The sequence below is a fragment of the Massilia cavernae genome, from assembly GCF_003590855.1.
Taxonomy (GTDB): Bacteria; Pseudomonadota; Gammaproteobacteria; order Burkholderiales; family Burkholderiaceae_D; genus Telluria_A; species Telluria_A cavernae.
The window spans coordinates 13,280-31,917 of sequence record NZ_QYUP01000117.1 but is presented as its reverse complement, the minus strand read 5'-3'; the positions used below and the strand labels follow the sequence as shown (position 1 = coordinate 31,917).

12 protein-coding genes are annotated in these 18,638 nt (G+C 63.7%); 5 read left to right on the top strand and 7 right to left on the bottom strand.

Going from position 1 to position 18,638, the window contains the following annotated elements; translation table 11 throughout:
• Nucleotides 1-161 precede the first annotated feature (161 nt).
• From D3872_RS13235 to D3872_RS13225, 3 genes are all read left to right on the top strand, one after another.
• Nucleotides 162-1,436, top strand: coding sequence for an amidohydrolase family protein (locus D3872_RS13235; RefSeq protein ID WP_119811208.1), 1,275 nt, complete (start codon nt 162-164; stop codon nt 1,434-1,436).
• Nucleotides 1,437-1,478: 42 nt separating this feature from the next.
• Complete coding sequence (locus D3872_RS13230) at nt 1,479-1,994, top strand: GNAT family N-acetyltransferase (protein ID WP_119811207.1); 516 nt, start codon at nt 1,479-1,481, stop codon at nt 1,992-1,994.
• A 183-nt stretch (nt 1,995-2,177) separates the two neighbouring features.
• Nucleotides 2,178-2,492: a hypothetical protein gene (locus D3872_RS13225; protein WP_119811206.1), complete on the top strand. Its 315-nt coding sequence runs from the start codon at nt 2,178-2,180 to the stop codon at nt 2,490-2,492.
• Here D3872_RS13225 and D3872_RS13220 read toward each other — a convergent pair.
• The 6 genes from D3872_RS13220 to D3872_RS13195 are packed head-to-tail and all read right to left on the bottom strand — an operon-like array spanning nt 2,481 to nt 11,380.
• Nucleotides 2,481-5,402, bottom strand: a complete 2,922-nt coding sequence (locus D3872_RS13220) for an esterase (protein ID WP_119811205.1) — start codon at nt 5,400-5,402, stop codon at nt 2,481-2,483. The two genes, D3872_RS13225 and D3872_RS13220, sit on opposite strands and share 12 nt — an antisense overlap.
• 2 nt (nt 5,403-5,404) lie before the next feature.
• Complete coding sequence (locus D3872_RS13215; protein WP_119811204.1) at nt 5,405-7,258, bottom strand: glycoside hydrolase family 13 protein; 1,854 nt, start codon at nt 7,256-7,258, stop codon at nt 5,405-5,407.
• Between the two features lie 10 nt (nt 7,259-7,268).
• Nucleotides 7,269-8,369, bottom strand: a complete 1,101-nt coding sequence (locus D3872_RS13210) for an ABC transporter ATP-binding protein (RefSeq protein ID WP_119811203.1) — start codon at nt 8,367-8,369, stop codon at nt 7,269-7,271.
• A 7-nt stretch (nt 8,370-8,376) separates the two neighbouring features.
• A complete protein-coding gene (locus D3872_RS13205) occupies nt 8,377-9,234 on the bottom strand; it encodes a carbohydrate ABC transporter permease (protein ID WP_119811202.1) in 858 nt (285 codons plus the stop codon).
• Nucleotides 9,224-10,108, bottom strand: a complete 885-nt coding sequence (locus D3872_RS13200) for a carbohydrate ABC transporter permease (protein ID WP_182915801.1) — start codon at nt 10,106-10,108, stop codon at nt 9,224-9,226. The genes D3872_RS13205 and D3872_RS13200 overlap by 11 nt, the downstream gene beginning before the upstream one ends.
• Nucleotides 10,109-10,126: 18 nt before the next feature.
• Nucleotides 10,127-11,380, bottom strand: coding sequence for an ABC transporter substrate-binding protein (locus D3872_RS13195; protein ID WP_119811201.1), 1,254 nt, complete (start codon nt 11,378-11,380; stop codon nt 10,127-10,129).
• A gap of 546 nt (nt 11,381-11,926) precedes the next feature.
• Between D3872_RS13195 and D3872_RS13190 the strand changes: the two genes are divergently transcribed.
• Both D3872_RS13190 and D3872_RS13185 read left to right on the top strand, forming a co-directional pair.
• The gene (locus D3872_RS13190; protein ID WP_182915800.1) at nt 11,927-14,671 is read left to right on the top strand and encodes a TonB-dependent receptor; all 2,745 of its coding nucleotides are present in this window, start codon (nt 11,927-11,929) and stop codon (nt 14,669-14,671) included.
• Between the two features lie 391 nt (nt 14,672-15,062).
• Nucleotides 15,063-16,877 (top strand): DEAD/DEAH box helicase, encoded by a 1,815-nt coding sequence (locus D3872_RS13185; RefSeq protein ID WP_119811199.1) that lies wholly within the window; start codon nt 15,063-15,065, stop codon nt 16,875-16,877.
• Nucleotides 16,878-17,419: 542 nt separating this feature from the next.
• On the opposite strand, the gene D3872_RS13180 is transcribed toward D3872_RS13185, so the two are convergent.
• Complete coding sequence (locus tag D3872_RS13180) at nt 17,420-18,574, bottom strand: IS110 family RNA-guided transposase (protein ID WP_441295138.1); 1,155 nt, start codon at nt 18,572-18,574, stop codon at nt 17,420-17,422.
• Nucleotides 18,575-18,638 lie beyond the last annotated feature (64 nt).

Here is an 18,638-nt window from a genome sequence, read left to right as displayed (position 1 = left end):
TGTAGTGTATATACGAACAACGGACTTGAAAAGCTCTTTGTCGTGTTAGTTGCTGAAATAGCATTGCGATGCAGCATTGACGATTAATGTCAATAAATACTCGAAACGCAAGGAAGGGAAATCGCTACAATCGAGACGTCCCATTCCCTGAAGGAAAGCAAATGGACCTCGTGATCCGTAATGCCAGCCTGCCCGACGGGCGCCAGCAGATGGATATCGCCATCGACCAGGGCCGTATCGCCGCCGTCGGCCCGCGCCTCGCTTGCAGCGGCGCGCGCGAGATCGACGCCGAAGGCGACCTGGCCACGCCGCCTTTCGTCGATGCCCACTTCCACATGGACGCGACCCTCAGCTATGGCCTTCCGCGCGTGAACGCCAGCGGCACCCTGCTGGAGGGGATAGCGCTGTGGGGCGAGCTGAAGCCGGAACTGACCCAGGAGGCGCTGGTACAGCGCGCGCTGCAGTATTGCGACTGGGCGGTGGCGCGCGGCCTGCTGGCGATCCGCACCCACGTCGACGTCTGCGACGACCGCCTGCTGGCGGTGGAAGCCCTGCTCGAGGTGAAGCAGCGGGTGGCGCCGTACATCGACATGCAGCTGGTGGCGTTCCCGCAGGACGGCCTGCTGCGCAGCCCCACCGCCTTCGCCAACCTGAAGCGGGCGATCGCGATGGGCGTCGATGTGGTCGGCGGCATTCCCCATTTCGAGCGCACCATGGCGGGGGGCGCCGAAGCGGTCCGGCTGCTGTGCGAATTCGCCGCCGAACGGGGCCTGCGCGTCGACATGCACTGCGACGAATCCGACGACCCGCTGTCGCGCCACATCGAAACGCTCGCCGCCGAGACCCACCGCCTCGGCCTGCACGGCCGGGTGGCCGGCTCGCACCTGACCTCGATGCACTCGATGGACAACTATTACGTCAGCAAGCTGCTGCCGCTGATGAAGGAGTCGGGCGTGGCGGCGATCGCCAACCCGCTGATCAACATCACGTTGCAGGGACGCCACGACAGCTATCCGAAACGGCGCGGCATGACGCGGGTGCCGGAGCTGCTGGCGGCCGGCATCGACGTCGCCTTCGGCCACGACTGCGTGATGGACCCGTGGTACGGCCTGGGCTCGGGCGACATGCTGGAAGTGGCGCACATGGGACTGCACGTGGCGCAGATGACCGGCCAGGCCGCGATGCACCAGTGCTTCCTTGCGGTGACCGAGACCCCGGCCCGTATCCTCGGGCTGGAAGGCTACGGGCTGGAACCGGGCTGCCACGCCGACCTGGTGCTGCTCGACGCCGGCAGCACGGTGGAGGCGATCAGGCTGCGCGCGGCGCGGCGCATGGTCCTGCGGCGCGGCCGTGTGGTGAGCGAGTCGCCGCGCGCACGCGCCTCGCTCAATCTGGAGGACAGGCCGGCGCAGGTGGACTTCCGGCTTGGGCGTTAAGCGGTTAGACTTGGCAGCACCAATCACCTCCTACAAGGCACCATGCATATCCTCGACACGCAGCGCCTGCGGCTGCGCACGATAGACGCCGGCGACGCCGTTTTTTATCTCGGCCTGGTCAACGACCCGGGATTCATTGAGTTCATCGGCGACCGCAAGATCCGCACTGTGGAAGCGGCGCGCGAGGCGATCGTCACCGGCCCCGCCGCCATGCAGGCCGCGCGCGGCCATTCGATCTACCTGGTCGAACTGAAGGAGACCGGCGAGCCGCTCGGCATGTGCGGCCTGATCAAGCGCGATACGCTGGACGAGGTGGACATCGGCTATGCCTTCATGCCCGAGCATTGCGGCAAGGGCTATGCCTGCGAGTCGGCGCGCGCGGTGCTGGAACACGCCCACCGCGACCTCGGCCTGGCGCGCCTGCTGGCCATTACCTCGCCCGGCAACGCGCCCTCGATCGGCCTGCTGCTGAAGCTGGGTTTCCAATTCGATAAGGTGGTGCACCTGACTCCCGAGGACACCGGCACCAACCTGTATTACCGCCAATTGCCAGATTAGTAATTGCTGTAAATATTTTGTGTCCGGATTCCAACACAGCGTTGGTATTTTGCTGCACGTGCAGCATGATACAAGCGCGGCAGCTACGCCGTCTCAACGATGTATTGGAAATGTTATGACACTCGGTAATATGCGGATCGCCGCCCGTCTTGGGCTGCTTGGCGGTTTCTTTGTGGCGGCACCATGGACGAACTGGTGGCCAGCGTTCAGCGCGTGAGCGCGATGATCGCCGACATCGCAGCCGTCAGCGCCGAGCAGAACGAGGGCGTCGGCCAGATCAACGAGGCGATCACGGTGATGGGCAGCGCCACCCAGCAGAATGCCGCGCTGGTCGAGGAAGCCGCGGCGGCGGCCGAGGCGATGAAGATGCAGGCCGCCGATTTGTCGAAGGCGGTGCGCGTTTTCAAGATCAGGGAACAGCTCAAGCGCGTCACCGCCGGCTTCGGCGAACACGCCGTCAAGCCGGTCGGTTTCGCCGAAGTCAGGTCACTTCGCTGAACCTGGATACACGCTGAGGATACGCACGCCGTAGATGTCGACGCTGTTCGACGGCCCGCCCGTACCGCCGGCGGCGCTGAAGCTGCTGTTGCTGTCCAGGTAGCTCATGTTGTAGAAGTCGGACAGGGCTAGCGTATACACGCCGGGCGCAAGGCGCGCCCGCAGCGGCGTCGAATGCACCAGCGGCGTGTCGGCCTTTTCCACTCGCGCATGCGGCAGCTGCACCACTCCTTGCGCCACCGTGCGTCCGGTGGCGTCCTTCAGCGCCATCCACTTCACACCCCCGCTGATGCCCAGGTTGATCTGGTTGGCGGCGTTGTGATAGCGCAGCTGGATGCTGTAGTCGCCGCCGCTGGCGATGCCGATTCCCTTCACGGTGAAGCTGTCGCCCGGCTTGCCCCAGCCGTGGATTGCCGGCGCCGCGAAGCGCGGTAAAGGCGGGCGTACGGGCACGCTGGACGTCACGCGCGAATCGGTCACCGGGATGTCGATGCCGCCATCGGCGCAGCGCGGTTCGCTGTGATGGCTGCGGTTGTCCGATGCGGCGAACTGCGCTTCGACCGCATAGCAGCTTGACGGCGAGCCCGCGCGGTCGTGCCAGCTGCCGGCAGCGAGCTTCGCCGCCACCAGCCTGCCGTCGCGGTACACGTTGTACAGTACACCGGCGCCCTTGCCGCCCGGCGCAAAGCCGAGCCGCACGCCATCGGTGGCGCGCGCCAGCGACGTAATGCGCGGCTCGTGCGGAGCGAATACCGCCGGCGCTTCCGCGTACGGATGGGCACCCACGCGCGTCAGCGCCTGCTGGCCCGGACGCAGCACGCCCAGTTTCACGCCGATGGCGTTGCGCTCTTTCATCTGGTCCCAGCGGATCAGGCCTTTCACCGCAGTTCCGTTGAGCGTGACTGAGGCGACCTCGTAGTAGCCGTTGCCGGCTGACGGCGGCGGAAGTTCGATGTTGACGTCCACCTGGCGGCCCTGCATGCGCAAGCCGTTCAACGCCACCGTGGCGGACTTGCCGAAAGCTTCGCGCCGAAGCTTGCCCGTTATGAAGGGCTGCACACGGATGCCGCCGTCTTCCAGCGACACGCCGAACACGTTCTCGATCACCATGCCGAGGTAGCCGCCGACAGACCACAGCTGGCGCCGCGAGTTGATGACGGGGCCGATCAACGATGGATTTTTCTCGTCCAGCAGCAGCGGCTGGCCCGACAGCCATTCGAGGTTTTCCATGTTCGACAGGTTGAGCGCGGCGCCGCGCACCAGGGTGTCGTAGGCCGCATCGGCGACGCTTGCATTGCCGCCGAGTGCCGCCGCCTTCAGCCCGTAGGCCGTCACGAACGGCCACATGGCGCGGTTGTGGTACACCGGCATGCCTTGCTGCTGCGGGTAGATGACAGGTGCGCCCATCGGGCCGTGCGGGTAGCGCGCGAGGATGCTGCGCGACCTGGCGCTGTCCGCGACGCCGGTCACGATCGCCAGCGCCTGCCCGAGCCAGTCGAACTTGTGCATCGGCGCGCCGTCGAAGTGAGCCGCCGTCAGGCTGCTGTACATGCCCGCGCCGGGCAGCCAGAAACGCTGGTTGATGGCGCGCTTGAGTGCGCGCGCCCATGCCTGGTACTTCGCGGCCAGCGCCGCGTCGCCATGTTCGGCCGCGAGCGACGCCGCCAGCGTCAGCGCCTTGTAATGGCCGACATTGGTGGACAGGGCTTTCGAGCTGGCCAGCGACGCGATGTCGTTGACGATCCACGCCGCGTAGCTCTGGTCGCGCCAGTCGAGGAAGGACTGTTCGCCCATATACAGGCCGTCGACCGGGTCGAAGGCGGCCAACCGGTCGTTCTCGATGGTGTTCTTCAGCGCCGCGAGAGCGCGCGCTGCAAAGGGTTTGCGTTCGGCCGGCGGCAATGCGCGCAGCGCCTTCTCCGCGCCGAAGGCCCAGGTGACGCGGTCGGTGCTGGCGGGCCAGCTGCCGCCGCTGCCGGTGTCCTGGATGATTTGCAGGCCGTCGGCGCTGCCGGCCACCTGGGTCGCCTTGACGACGCCGGGGCGGAAGGCCGACAACTTGAAGTCGAGCGAGTTGCGCACGCGCGCCGGGTCGAGCATGGCGAGGCCAAGGTCCACCGCGTACGACAGGTCGCGGGTCCAGACGTAGTGCCACTTTTCGCCGGTCTCGAAGCATTCGCAGGGGATGGCCGCGCCGCCGTTGTAATTGCCGTCGCGGATTTCGCTGACCGAGTCTTGCTTCATCTCGGTGACGGCGAGCGCGAACAGCGCGTCGAAGGCGAGGTTGCCGGTGCGGGCGACCGGAAGGCCGGGCGATTCGCTATACGTGGCATGCTGCGGCCCGGGATCGCGCAGCTGCATCGTGGTCGAGTGGGCGTAGCTGCGCAATGGCGCCGCGGCGTCCGCTACCGAGAAGCGCGCGGTCTCCTGCATGCCGTCGTAGGTGCGGAAGGCAAGCGACTGCTCTACTGCGTGGCCCTTGTGCGGATCGACTGTGGCCACGGCAGGCGTTTCGAGCCGGGTGATGCGCAGGCGCGGCGCTTTCGGGTCCGATGCGTCGAGGCTGAAGCGGTACATGGAGGCCTGCCTGACGAACAGGTAATCCTCCGGGCCCGGATTGGTGTCGAGCCGGTAATCGGTACCCGGCGCCACGCGCACGCTGGCGTTCGGGTCGATCACCCACTCGGACGTCCAGTCGCGGCTGCCCACCTTGAAGGCGTGGTTGCCGGGGCTGATCAGGATGTCGGCTTCGTACACGCCCTTGCCCTTCCAGGCCATGGCGTTGTCGGTGCCCCAGCCGTTGAAAGCGCCGCGGATGAACATGTCCTTCGCCAGCGGCCCCTCGGCGGCGATGGCGGGAAGGCCGGCCGCGAAGACGGCGGCCGCGATCCAGTGCGATGTGCGTGCCATGGTCAGATCTCGAGAATGACGACCGACCTGGCCGGCAGGGCGAGGGCGGTATCGAGCGCATAGGTCTTGCCGCTGATGACGTCCACGCCCGACTTCACGCCCGCCAGCATTTCGCGGAAGCGCGCGGTCGGCAGCACCGCTTCCTTGTTCGCCTTGTTGAAAGCGACCATGACCTTCTTCGCGCCGTCGTAGCGGAAGTAGACGTAAGTGCCGTTTTCGGAGCCGAACTGCATGGTCTTGCCGTGGTGGATAAGCGGCTGCGACTTGCGCCAGTTGGCCAGCTTCTTGACGAAGGCCTGTGCTTCGCGCTGTTTGTCGGTCAGGCCTGCGCCGGTGAAGGCGTTGACCTTGTCGCCGGCCCAGCCGCCAGGGAAGTCGTGACGGTAGCTGGCGTCGTCGCGGGTGCCGACGGTGCTGGTCATCAGCATCTCGGTGCCGTAGTAGAACTGCGGGATGCGCGGCATGGTCATGATGAAAGCAAGGTTCATCTTCCAGAGGTCGAGATCTTCGCCGACCACGCTGTACAGGCGCGCGATGTCGTGGTTGCCCTCGAACAGGACCAGGTTGCCCGGATCGGGGTACAGGTAGTCCTGCGCCAGCATCTCGTACACCGGGTTCAAGCCGGTCCACAGGTCATCGCCCGGCAGCGCCTTGCGCATCGCCTCGGCGAGCGGGAAGTCCATCAGGCTTGGCAGCGAGTTCGCGTAGCCGTCGTAATTGACCTTGCCCTTCTGCCAGCGCGACACCACCACCGGCGAGCTGTGCCACTCTTCGCCGACCATGTTCAGCTTCGGGTACTCGGCCATCAGGCGGCGCGTGTATTCGGTCAGGAAGGCGTAGTCGGAATAGCCGTAGGTGTCGATACGCAGTCCCGACAGGCCGGCGTATTCGATCCACCAGATGTTGTTCTGTATGAGGTAGTTCGCGACCAGCGGGTTGGTCTGGTTCATGTCCGGCATCGACGCGCCGAACCAGCCGGCGGTGTAGTTAAGCCGGTCCTCCTTTGAACCGTAAGGATCGGCGCCCGCCAAGCGGTGGTGCTGGGTCGGGATGAACTTGCCGTCGTAGCTGATCCAGTCATGCGTCGGCATGTCCTTCATCCACCAGTGGCCGGTGCCGATGTGCGAGAGCACCACGTCCTGGATAATGCCGATGCCCTTCTTGCGCGCTTCCTGCGACAGCCTGCGGTAGTCCTCGTTGCTGCCGTAGCGCGGATCGATCTTGTAATGGTCGGTCGCCGCGTAGCCGTGATAGGAGTGGGACGGCATGTCGTTTTCCACCAGCGGCGTCGGCCAGATCTGGGTGAAGCCCATCGAGGATATGTAATCGAGGCTGTTGATGACCCCCTTGATGTCGCCGCCATGGCGCCCGCCGCCACCGGCGCGGTCGGCCTTGTCGGCCATTCCCTTGATGTTGTCGTTCGATGGGTCGCCATTGGCGAAGCGGTCCGGCATGATCTGGTAGATCGCATCGGTGCTGTTGAAGCCGATGCGCTGGGCGGAACCCTTTTCACGCGGCAGCAACTGGTAGGCGTAGGTGATCTGCTTCTTCGGGCCGCTGGAGAAAACGATATCGAGTTTTCCGGGCGCCGCATCATCGGCGATCAGCAGGTTGACGAACAGGTAGTTCCGGTTCGGTACGCGGGTGACCGATTCGATCTTTACGCCGCGGTAGTCCAGCGAGGGCTCGAGGTCCGCAATGCGCTTGCCATGCACCATCAGCTGCACCTTATTGTGCTGCATGCCTGCCCACCAGAACGGCGGCTCCATGTGTTCGATGCGGTAGTCCTGGGCGACGGCGGCGCCAGGCGAAAGCAGGGTTGCGGCTACGAGCAGCGGAAGGGTAAGTCGTTTCATCGGATCTCCTTTATTTGATGCGTTGTTCTGTGGCGGCGTCGAACAGCACGGCCTTGGACAGGTCGAATGCCAGCGCCGACTGGCGGCCCGGCGCTGCATCGGTGCGAGGATGGATGCGGCAGGTGATGCGTTCGCCGTTGAAGCGCGCGAAGGCCAGCGTGTCCGGCCCGGTCGGTTCCAGCATGTCGATAGTGGCTGCCACCACTGCCGGGCGGTAGCCTTCGGCGCGTGCGCTGGCGGCGTCGGTGATGTGTTCGGGGCGGATGCCAAGGATGACCTCGCGCGGCTCGGTGGCCAGCGGTGCGAGCGCAGCGGGCAGCGGCAGCATGGTGGTGGCGCCGCCGTGTTCCAGCGCAAAGCCTTCAGGTCCTATGCGGCCGCGCAGGAAGTTCATCGACGGCGAACCGATAAAGCCCGCCACGAACAGGTTGGCCGGATTGTCGTAGATATCCTGCGGGGTGCCGAACTGCTGTACCACGCCGTCCTTCATCACGGCGATCTTGTCGCCCAGCGTCATGGCTTCGACCTGGTCGTGGGTGACGTAGACGGTGGTGGTGCCCAGGCGCTGGTGCAGCAGCTTGATCTCGGCGCGCATCTCGACCCGCAGCTTGGCGTCGAGGTTGGACAGGGGCTCGTCGAACAGGAACAGCGACGGGCTGCGCGCGATGGCGCGGCCCATGGCCACGCGCTGGCGCTGGCCGCCGGACAGCATGGCCGGCTTGCGGTCGAGCAGGTGGGTGATCTGCAGGGTTTCGGCCACACGGGCCACTGTCTGTTCCTGTTCGGCGCGCGGCATCTTGCGCAGGCCGAGGCCGAACGAGATGTTCTCGCGCACCGTCATGGTAGGGTAGAGCGCATACGACTGGAACACCATCGCGATGTCGCGGTCCTTCGGCGCCACGTCGTTGACCACGCGTTCGCCGATGCGGATGTCGCCGGAACTGACCGACTCCAGGCCGGCGATCATGTTGAGCAGCGTCGACTTGCCGCAGCCGGAGCCGCCCACCAGAATCAGGAATTCGCCGTCTTCCACGTGCAGGTCGACTCCCTTCAGGACTTCCGCCCCGTTCGGGTAGACCTTGCGTACATTCTGTATCGATAAACTGGCCATGATGTTCTTAACCCTTGACGGCGCCGGCGGTCAGCCCGCGCACGAAGTATTTGCCCGCGATGAGGTACAGCAGCAGCGTCGGCAGCGCGGCGATGATCGCCGCCGCCATGTCGACGTTGTATTCCTTGACCCCGGTCGATGTGTTGACCAGGTTGTTCAGCGCCACCGTCACCGGCTGGGCGTCGGCGCCGCCGAACACCACGCCGAACAGGAAGTCGTTCCAGATCTGGGTGAACTGCCAGATGAAGCTGACCATGAAGATCGGCAGCGACAGCGGGAAGATGATGCGGCGGTAGATGGTAAAGAAGCCGGCGCCGTCGATGCGTGCCGCGCGCACCAGTTCTTCCGGCACCGTGACGTAGTAGTTGCGGAAGAACAGGGTGGTGAAAGCGAGGCCGTAGACGACATGGACAAACACCAGGCCGGTAGTGGTGTTGGCCAGTTCGGCCATGCCCAGCAGGCGCGCCATCGGCAGGATCACGACCTGGAAGGGAATGAAGCAGCCCACCATCAGCGCGGTGAAGACAAACTCCGAGCCGCGGAAGCGCCAGTGCGCCAGCACGTAGCCGTTGACCGATCCGATCATGGTCGATACCAGTACTGCGGGGATGGCCATCTTCAACGAGTTGAGGAAGTAGGGCGCAAGCCCGCTGCATTCGGCGCCGGTGCAGGCGCTGCTCCAGGCCCTGGCCCAGGCTTCGCCGGTGGGCGCCAGCGGCAGGCCGAGCAGGTTGCCGGCGCGGATTTCGTCCAGTGTCTTGAACGAGGTGGCAAGCATGACGTACAGCGGCATCAGGTAGTACAGCGCGCACAGGACCAGCAAGGCATAGATGGCGGCGCGGCCGAAGGATAATCTAGCGGCCATGGCGCGCGCCCTTCGTTTCCAGGTACATCATCGGCACCAGCACGGCGAGCACGGTGGCCAGCATCATCATGCTTGATGCCGCGCCGAGGGCAAGCTGGCCGCGCGAGAAGGAATACTGGTACATGAAGACCGCCGGAACGGTGGTGGCCGTGCCCGGCCCGCCCGCCGTCAGCGCCATCACCAGGTCGAAGCTCTTGATGGCAATATGGGCGAGGATCAGCAGCACGCTGAAGAACACGGGCCGCAGCGACGGAATGACGATGCGGCGGTAGATGACGGGCAGGCTGGCGCCGTCCACCTGTGCCGCCTTGATGATGCTGTCGTCGACGCCGCGCAGTCCGGCCAGGAACAGCGCCATGACGAAGCCGGACGACTGCCACATGCCTGCGATGACGACGGTGTAAATGGCCATGTCCGGGTCGACCAGCCAGTCGAAGGTAAAGTTCTCGAAGCCCCAGCCGCGCACCAGGTTTTCCATCCCGAGGCTCGGATTGAGGATCCACTTCCACGCCGCGCCGGTGACGATGAACGACAGCGCCATTGGGTACAGGTAGATGGCGCGCAGGGCACCCTCGGCGCGGATTTTCTGGTCGAGGAAGATCGCCATCAGCAGGCCGGCGGCCAGGCAGAAGGCGATGAACAGGCCGCCGAAGATACCCAGGTTGGTGGCGGCCACCCACCAGCGGTCAAGCTCGAACAGCTCGGCGTACTTGGCGAAGCCCGCGTACTCGTAGTTGGGCATCATGCGCGATTCGGTCAGCGACAGCCAGCCGGTGAGCGCGATGAAGCCGTATACGAATACCAGCGAGGCTGCGATGGTGGGCGCCAGCACGAGGCGTGGCAGCCACCGGTCGGCGAGGGCAGGCAGGCGCAAATCGGACTCCGTAGCGGCTTAGCGCGTGCGCGCGGCTTTGGCCAGCGCGGCGACGGCGTCCTTCGACGACATGTTGGAGTTCATGAAGCGCGCGATGACGTCCATGATCGCTCCCTGCGGCGCCGAGCCGACGGCCATGTTGTGGGCAAGGCTGGGCACGAAGGTCCCGGCCTTGCTGCTGGCATCCATGTCGGCCATCGACTGCTGGGCGCAGCTGTCGAACTTGTCCTTCGCCACGCCGGCGCGCACCGGGATCGAGCCCTTGTTCAGGCTGAAGACTTCCTGGAACTGCGGGCTCATGATGGCGCTGGCCAGCACCTGCTGCGATTTCTGGTCGTCCGCCTTCGGCTTCTGGAACATCAGCATCGAGTCGACGTTGAAGGTGTAGGCCCTGGCGGTGCCCGGCGCCGGTACGCACAGGAAGTCGGTGCCCGGCTTCTTGCCGGCGGCGGTGAACTCGCCCTTGGCCCAGTCGCCCATGAACTGCATGCCGGCCTTGCCGTTGATGACCATGGCGGTCGCCAGGTTCCAGTCGCGGCCGGCGGCGTCGCGGTCGATGTAGGCCTTCATGCGCGCCAGGGTATCGAAGGTCTTGAGCATGGCCGGGCCGGAGAGGGCGGCCGGGTCGAGCTGCACCAGCGCCTTCTTGTAGAAGTCGGCGCCGCCGACGCCCAGCGCGACCGATTCGAACAGGGTGGCGTCCTGCCACGGCTGGCCGCCGTGTGCCAGCGGGATCAATCCGGCGGCCTTGATCTTGTCGGCGGCCACGAAGAATTCGTCGAGCGTAGCCGGAGCCTTCGCACCGGCTTTCTTCAGCACCGCCGGATTCACCCACAGCCAGTTGACGCGGTGGACGTTGACCGGCGCGGCGACGTAGCTCCCCTTGTACTTCATGATGGCCGCCACGGATGGCGGCAGCAGGCTGTCCCACTTTTCTGCCTTTGCCACCGCGTCGATATTGGCCAGCACGCCCTCCTGGCCCCATTCCTGGATGGCCGGGCCCTTGACTTGGGCGGCGCTGGGCGCGCCGCCCGACATCACGCGCGCCTTCAGCGCGGTGGCCGCGTTTTCGCCCGCGCCGCCGGCGACGGCGAAGTCCTTCCACGCCACGCCGCGTGCGGCGAGCGTCTTTTTCAGTTCCGCGATCGAGCGCGCCTCGCCGCCGGAGGTCCAGTAGTGCAGGACCTCGACCTGGGCGGCGTGGGCGGGCGTGGAAGTGGGGAGGAGTGCGCAGGTAGCTAGCGCAAGGCCGGAAAGCGGGGGGCGGATCATGTTGTCTCCATGAAGTGGCAGTGACTGGCGCGGGCTCAGTCCCGTCGTGCTAGTTTGCGTAGTTCAGCTACACTTATTTTTTATCATTTAAGCACACTACAGAGTGAATTGCTATCCATTCGATGGGAAATGTGGCTCAACAGCGGTGCAATGTGATTGCTAGTTTTAGTACAGCGTGTAAAACTACGTGAAAATTTGCGGCGCGAGCCAGGTTCGTCGTCGGGGCTGGAGCGATTGCCGTCCAGTCGAAATTCCGCACAGCAATGGTGAATTTGCGCGCAGTTGCGGTGCGAAAACACTAAAATGTAGTTGTACTACACCGTGCTTCGGGTTCCTTTGTACCGGGAATACAACGCAGCAGCTCCTCAGAGGAGGGGTATCTCGTAAAAATGTAGCATTTTGGTAGTACTACACAACTGTCGTTGACAGTGCATCTAGTTTTAGTACAGAATTCTTACCAAGCATGTAGTAACGTGAGCTTAATGGATCCCGTAAATGGCAGTTAAGAAACGGGAATTGCGTAGTACTGATGAGATGAGGGGACAAATGAGTAAATTCACCAACACGCCTGACCAGCGCATCGCATTCCGGCTGAGCCCGGTAGCGGCAGGTTGCGCCGTATTCGTATCGGCACTGGCGGGTTCCGCTTTTGCGCAAGAAGCAACGACCACCAGCGCGGCCCAGGGCGCGCCGGTGCAATCGGTTGTCGTTACCGGCATCCGCCGTGGTATCGAAGCCGCCATCTCGGTCAAGAAAAACAACGACTCCATCGTTGAAGCGATTTCCGCTGAAGACATCGGCAAGCTGCCGGACCAGAGCATCGCCGAATCCATCGCGCGCCTGCCAGGCGTGACCGCGCAGCGCAGCGGCGGCCGTGCCTCGGCCGTGTCGATCCGCGGCATGTCCCCAGATTTCTCCACCGCGCTGCTGAACGGCCGCGAACAGGTTTCGACCGGCGACAGCCGCGGCGTGGAATTCGACCAGTACCCGGCAGAACTGCTGTCCGGCGTGGTGATCTACAAGACTCCTGACGGCGCGCTGGTAGGCCAGGGCCTGTCGGGCACCGTCGACCTGCAGACCGTGCGTCCGCTGGACTTCGGCACCCGCACCATGGCAGCCAACTACCGCCGCGAGAAAAACGGCGTCGGCACCAATTCCGAAGGCAACGGCAACCGCTTCAGCGTGTCGTACATCGACCAGTTCGCGAACCGCACCTTCGGTGTGGCGCTGGGCTTCGCACGCCTTGAAGGCACCAGCGGCGAAACCACCAAGTTCGAATCGTGGGGCACCGGCGAGGCGCAGTTCAATGGCGCGACCGTCAAGGTTCCATACAACGGCTTCAACGCCTTCACCAACCAGGAAGAGCAGACCCGCGACGGCGCGATGGCGGTGCTGCAGTACCGTCCTAGCCGCGACTTCAACTCGACCCTGGACGTGTTCTACTCGAAGTACGACCGCAACAAGGTCACCTACGGCTTCCAGGCGCCACTGAACGACAGCTGGGTTGCCGCGGACAACGCGTACGACCGCGCGGGCCAGCTGGTCAACCCAGTCATCGCCGGCGGCAGCGCCACCAGCGGCGCGTTCAACAACGTGCGCGCAGTGATCCGCAACGACGCGGAAAAGAGCAAGGACGACATGCTGTCGGTCGGCTGGAACACCAAGTTCCGCGTCAGTCCTGTATGGACCGCGCAAGCTGACCTGAGCTACAACGAAGCGAAACGTGACGGCCGCAACACCGAAACCTACGCAGGCACCGCCAGCGGCGTGTTCGACACCATCAAGTTCACCGCCGGCAGCCACACTTTCGTGCCGGGCCTGAACTACACCGACCGCAACGCGATCAAGCTGACCGACGTGCAGGGCTGGGGCGGCGCGGACATCCAGGCCGGCTACACCAAGGCGCCTATGGTCGAAGACAAGATCAAGGCCCTGCGTTTCTCCGCCAAGCGCGACCTGCCTGAAGGCCTGTTCTTCAGCAACGTCGACCTCGGCCTGAACTACTCCGACCGCTCGAAGCAGCGCGAATTCACCGAAGCGCTGCTGGCAGTGAAGGGCGGCGGCCGCTTCGCATCGGTTGCGATCCCGGGCACTGGCGTAGGCCAGGCTGGCGACACCGGCATCATGGTTCCGACCTTCGATGCGGTCGCCAACATGAACGCGCTGTACGACCTGAAGCAGAAGCTGCACCCGGACATCTTCAACAAGGACTGGATCGTCGACGAACAGATCACGACCGCCTTCGCCAAGATGAACATCGATTCCAAGCTGGGCGGCATGCCACTGCGCGGCGCGGTTGGCCTGCAAGTGGTCAGGACCGAGCAGGAATCGACGGCCTACTCGGTTAACAAATCGGGCGGCACCAGCGACGCGACCCGTCCGGTAGCACCGTTCACCGACGGCACCAGCTACACCGACGTGCTGCCAAGCGCGAACTTCATCCTCGACGTGGCCGACCAGCAGTCGCTGCGCCTGTCGGTATCGAAGATCATGGCTCGTCCGACGATGAACGACATGCGTGCATCGAACGGCTTCGGCGTCGATTCCCAGAAGGGCATCTACACCGGCAGCGGCGGCAATCCTAGGCTGGATCCGTTCCGCGCCAAGGGCCTGGACCTGTCGTATGAAGCCTACTGGGACAACAAGGCGTACGCCAGCGTTGCCGGCTTCTACAAGAAGCTCGACACCTACATCGTGACGACCAGCCGCGCGTTCGACTTCACCCCGTTCATCACGGCCGGCACCCAGGTGCTGCCATCGAAGATCGGCGAATTCACCGCGCCGATCAACGGCTCGGGCGGCAACATCAAGGGCCTGGAAGCGACTGTATCGCTGCCGCTGAACATGGTGGCCGGCTTCCTCGACGGCTTCGGCGTGGTGGCCAACGGAGCGTTGACCAAGAGTTCGGTCTCGCTGCCTGACACGGCGGAAGGCGGCTCGGGCAACATGCCGCTGCCAGGCCTGTCGGAGAAGGTCGGCAGCCTGACGCTGTACTACGAGAAGGCTGGTTTCTCGGCACGCGTGGCTGACCGCTATCGTTCCGACTTCATCGGCGAAGTATCGTCCTTCACCGGCGACCGCACCCCGACCTACATCGCGGCCGAGAAAATCGTCGACCTGCAGCTGGGTTACGAGTTCCAGAGCGGTCCTCTGAAGAACCTGTCGTTCAACCTGTCGGTGAACAACCTCAACAACGCGAAATTCGTCCGCTACCGCAAGACGAAGGACAACGTGATCGAGGAAGTTACCTACGGCAAGACCATCCTGTTCGGCGTGAACTACAAGATGTAGGCTGGCGCAAGACAGCGGGAGCCCCTTTCCAGATGATTCTGGTCAGGGGCTTTTTTGTTTTCGGACCTTAGACAGCCAAGGCAGCAAGGCCTTTAACAAGTCGTAAATGCCGGCGGCGGCACTGCCGGTTGGGCGCTCTTGAAGTCCGCGGCATTGACAAGCATGAGGCCGCGTAAATCGGGGTCAGACCACCATTTTCGAAGTCTTTCAAGAATGGTGGTCTGACCCCGATTTTACGAAGTCTTTCAAGAATGGTGGTCTGACCCCGATTTTAGAATTTTTCAGATAAGCATCTATTTCGACTGTCGCGCTTTCTTGGAGAGGATTGGCCCCGGCCATGGCCACAAGAGAGTAAACTGTCGGTTTTGCACCAATTTAGCGAGTACCCTCCATGTCTGACACCCCCCTTCCGTTGTTTTCCGACCTGAACCTGTCGCCTGCTGTCCTCAAGGTGATGAAAGAGGTCGGATACGAAACGCCTTCGCCGATTCAGGCTGCAACCATCCCGCTGCTGCTGGCCAATCGCGACGTGCTCGGACAGGCCCAGACCGGTACCGGTAAAACCGCCGCCTTCGCGCTGCCTATCTTGTCGAACCTCGACATCAAGCAGCAGTCGCCCCAGGCGCTGGTGCTCGCGCCTACCCGCGAACTGGCGATCCAGGTCGCCGAGGCGTTCCAGAAATACGCCACCCACATCAGGGGCTTCCACGTGCTGCCGATCTACGGCGGCCAGAGCTACGGCCCGCAGCTGTCGGCCTTGCGCCGCGGCGTGCATGTCGTCGTCGGCACCCCGGGCCGCGTCATCGACCACCTCGAAAAAGGTTCGCTCGACCTGTCGCAGCTGAAGACCCTCGTGCTCGACGAAGCCGACGAGATGCTGCGCATGGGCTTTATCGACGACGTCGAGCAGATCCTGCAAAAGACCCCGGATTCGCGCCAGACCGCGCTGTTCTCGGCCACCATGCCGCCGCCGATCAAGCGCATCGCCAAGACCTACCTGCGCGACCCGCAGGAAGTGACCGTGGCCGCCAAGACCGGCACCGCCGAAAACATCACCCAGCGCTACTGGCTGGTGAGCGGCATGCAGAAGCTCGAGGCGCTGACCCGCATCCTCGAAGCCGAGCCGTTCGACGGCATGATCATCTTCGCCCGCACCAAGCTCGGTACCGAGGAGCTGGCGACCAAGCTGCAGGCGCGCGGCTTTGCCGCTACCGCCATCAATGGCGACATGCAGCAGGCGCAGCGCGAACGCACCATCGAGCAGCTCAAGGCCGGCAAGATCGACATCCTGGTAGCGACCGACGTCGCCGCCCGCGGCCTGGACGTTGAGCGCATCAGCCATGTCATCAACTACGATGTGCCGTCCGACCCGGAAAGCTACACCCACCGCATCGGCCGCACCGGCCGCGCGGGCCGCAGCGGCGAAGCGATCCTGTTCATCACCCCGCGCGAGCGCGGCCTGCTGAAGGCGATCGAACGCGCCACGCGCCAGCCGGTAACGCTGATGACGCTGCCGACCATCAAGACCATCAACGACGTCCGCATTGCCAAGTTCAAGGACCAGATCGCGGAGACCCTGGCCGCCGGAGGCCTCGATACCTTCCGTTCGCTGATCGAGGAATACGAAGCCGAGCAGAACGTGCCGGCGATCGAGATCGCGGCGGCACTGGCCAAGCTGGCGCGCGGCGACATCCCGCTGCTGCTGGAGAAGCCTGACCGTGAAGCGAAGGCGCCTGCGGCATGGAAGGACGAGCAGCCTGCACGTGCGCCGCGGTTCGATTCGCCGCGTTCGGAAGGCCCATCGTTCAAGCGCGACCGCGAACGGGTTGCGCGTGAGCCGGAAGAGGGCATGGGTACGTTCCGCATCGAAGTGGGTCACTCCCACGGCGTCAAGCCGGGCAATATCGTCGGCGCGATCGCCAACGAAGCGAATATCGAATCGAAGTACATCGGCCGCATCGAGATCTACGACGACTTCAGCACGCTCGACCTGCCGGCGGACCTGCCGCCAGACGTGATGGATCACCTGAAGAAGGTATGGGTGGCTGGCCAGCAGCTGAACATCACGCGCGACGGCGAAGCGCCGGCGGTGAAGAAGGACAGTGGTCCGCGCAAGGAAGGCGGCTCGCGCAAGGCGGAAGGCGGTCCGAAGAAGGGCGGCCCGAAGTTCAAGAAGCCGCACCGCAAGGGCTCGACGGCGGAGTAACGAGCTTGTATTCGGCGGATAAGCGCAGGCTCGGCGCCCCCGCACATCCGCCGCCTTTCTACCCTTTTATGAACACTACGTTGTCAAGGGCTTTTCTCTCAAGTCCACCCATCTCCCGGCTGTATCGCTGATGTCAAGGAGGGGGTAATCCTTGACATCAGCGATACAGCCGTACACTGTCCGGCTTGGTGCAAAGGCACGCTCTACGCCTTTGCACCATGTCGACCAATCGTGCGTCTTGCTCGCCACGGATTTTCATCACGATGACTCTGTGATTCGGTACCCAAGCAACTGGTATGGCATTTTGAAGCTCTCGGTCTGCGACGTGAGACTTAGCTCACCACCTTCTATCCGCTGACGGCTTGGCCGCCTAGCCTGATACTGCATGCGCTTACGCTTAAGTTGACCGTGATGCGTACAGGCCCCATCTACTATTGGCGGTTGTCATGTAACCGGGGCGGAACACGGGCCTGTCTACTTCAAACTGCTCACTACCTTGCCAGACACCTTCTCACAACATCATCACCAAATCAAACAACGTGTCAGTGGGCCGCCGTCTTCAGCCTTGCCCCGTCGGGCACGACGTCATGCTCCAGATATCGCCACAATGCGATGACCAGGCGCCGTGCCACCGCGACGATGGCGATCCGTCGGCCGCGCTTGCTTTTGCTGCCGCCGGTGCGCTCCGCAAACCATCGGCTGATCGCACTCTCGGGCTGGTAGCGTAGCCAGAACCAGCTCATTTCGATGAGCAGCGATCGGACGCGTCGGTTACCCTGCTTGCTGATGCCCTGGTCAGCATGGCTGTTCCCGCTGTCGTAAGGCTGCGGGACTAGACCCACCGCAGCGCCAACCTGCCTTCGGTTTTCGAAGTTTCGCCAGAACAGTTCCAGCACCAGACGCTCGCTTCCCACATCACCGATTGCCCTGAGCCGCTGCAGCTTGCTCACCCGGTCCTGAACCGTCGCCGGCAGCTGCTTGAACCAGGACTTCTCCAACTCGTTGTACTGCTGCTCCACGAGCGCCATACGCTCGCATTCACGCAGCAGCCTTTCCAGCAGGTGCTGCGGCAAAGGGGAGCCGTCGTAGCAGCGTACCTTGCCTTGCTCAAGCCGCTGCTTGAAGTCCCCTGCAACGGCGGTCCAGCAGCCCACAGTGCGCAGCAGCTTGCGCATCCTGTCGCAGTGTTGCAGCACCTCTTTCTGCAGTTCGCCACGGTCGCGGGCCAGGTGCCGTTGCCCTTCGGCCTCCACCGGCGGGATCCGAATGATGCGCATGGCGTCTCGCTTGCCGCCCAGCCAGGCCCGCAGTGCGCTCACCAAGGCGATGGCGTCCAGCCGGTCAGTCTTTGCCCGGCGCGCGTGGCGCGCCACCTGAAGGCTCGCCGGATCGCATATCACGGCCTTCACTCCGAACTGTTCCAATGCCCGCGCTATCCAGAACCCGTCCTGGCCCGCCTCGAACAAAACCACCACTCTGACGTTCTCGGGCAGCCCCCACTTCTCCTTGCACCGGGCGATCTCAGCAAGCACTTGCCGCAGCCGTTGCATCGGTTCTTCCCCGTCCACAGTCCTGATCGCGGCGTTCTCGCGCTGACCGTCGTGGAGGGCGATCTTCCACTTCTTAGATGCAAGTTCGAGGGACACTGCCAAAATCAATTCGGCAGGCGTAAAATAATTTTCACGGGCTGGCATCATCTCGTTCTCCCTTAAAGATATTGGTGGAACTTTAACTTTAGGATGAATTTGAGATTATTGCTGG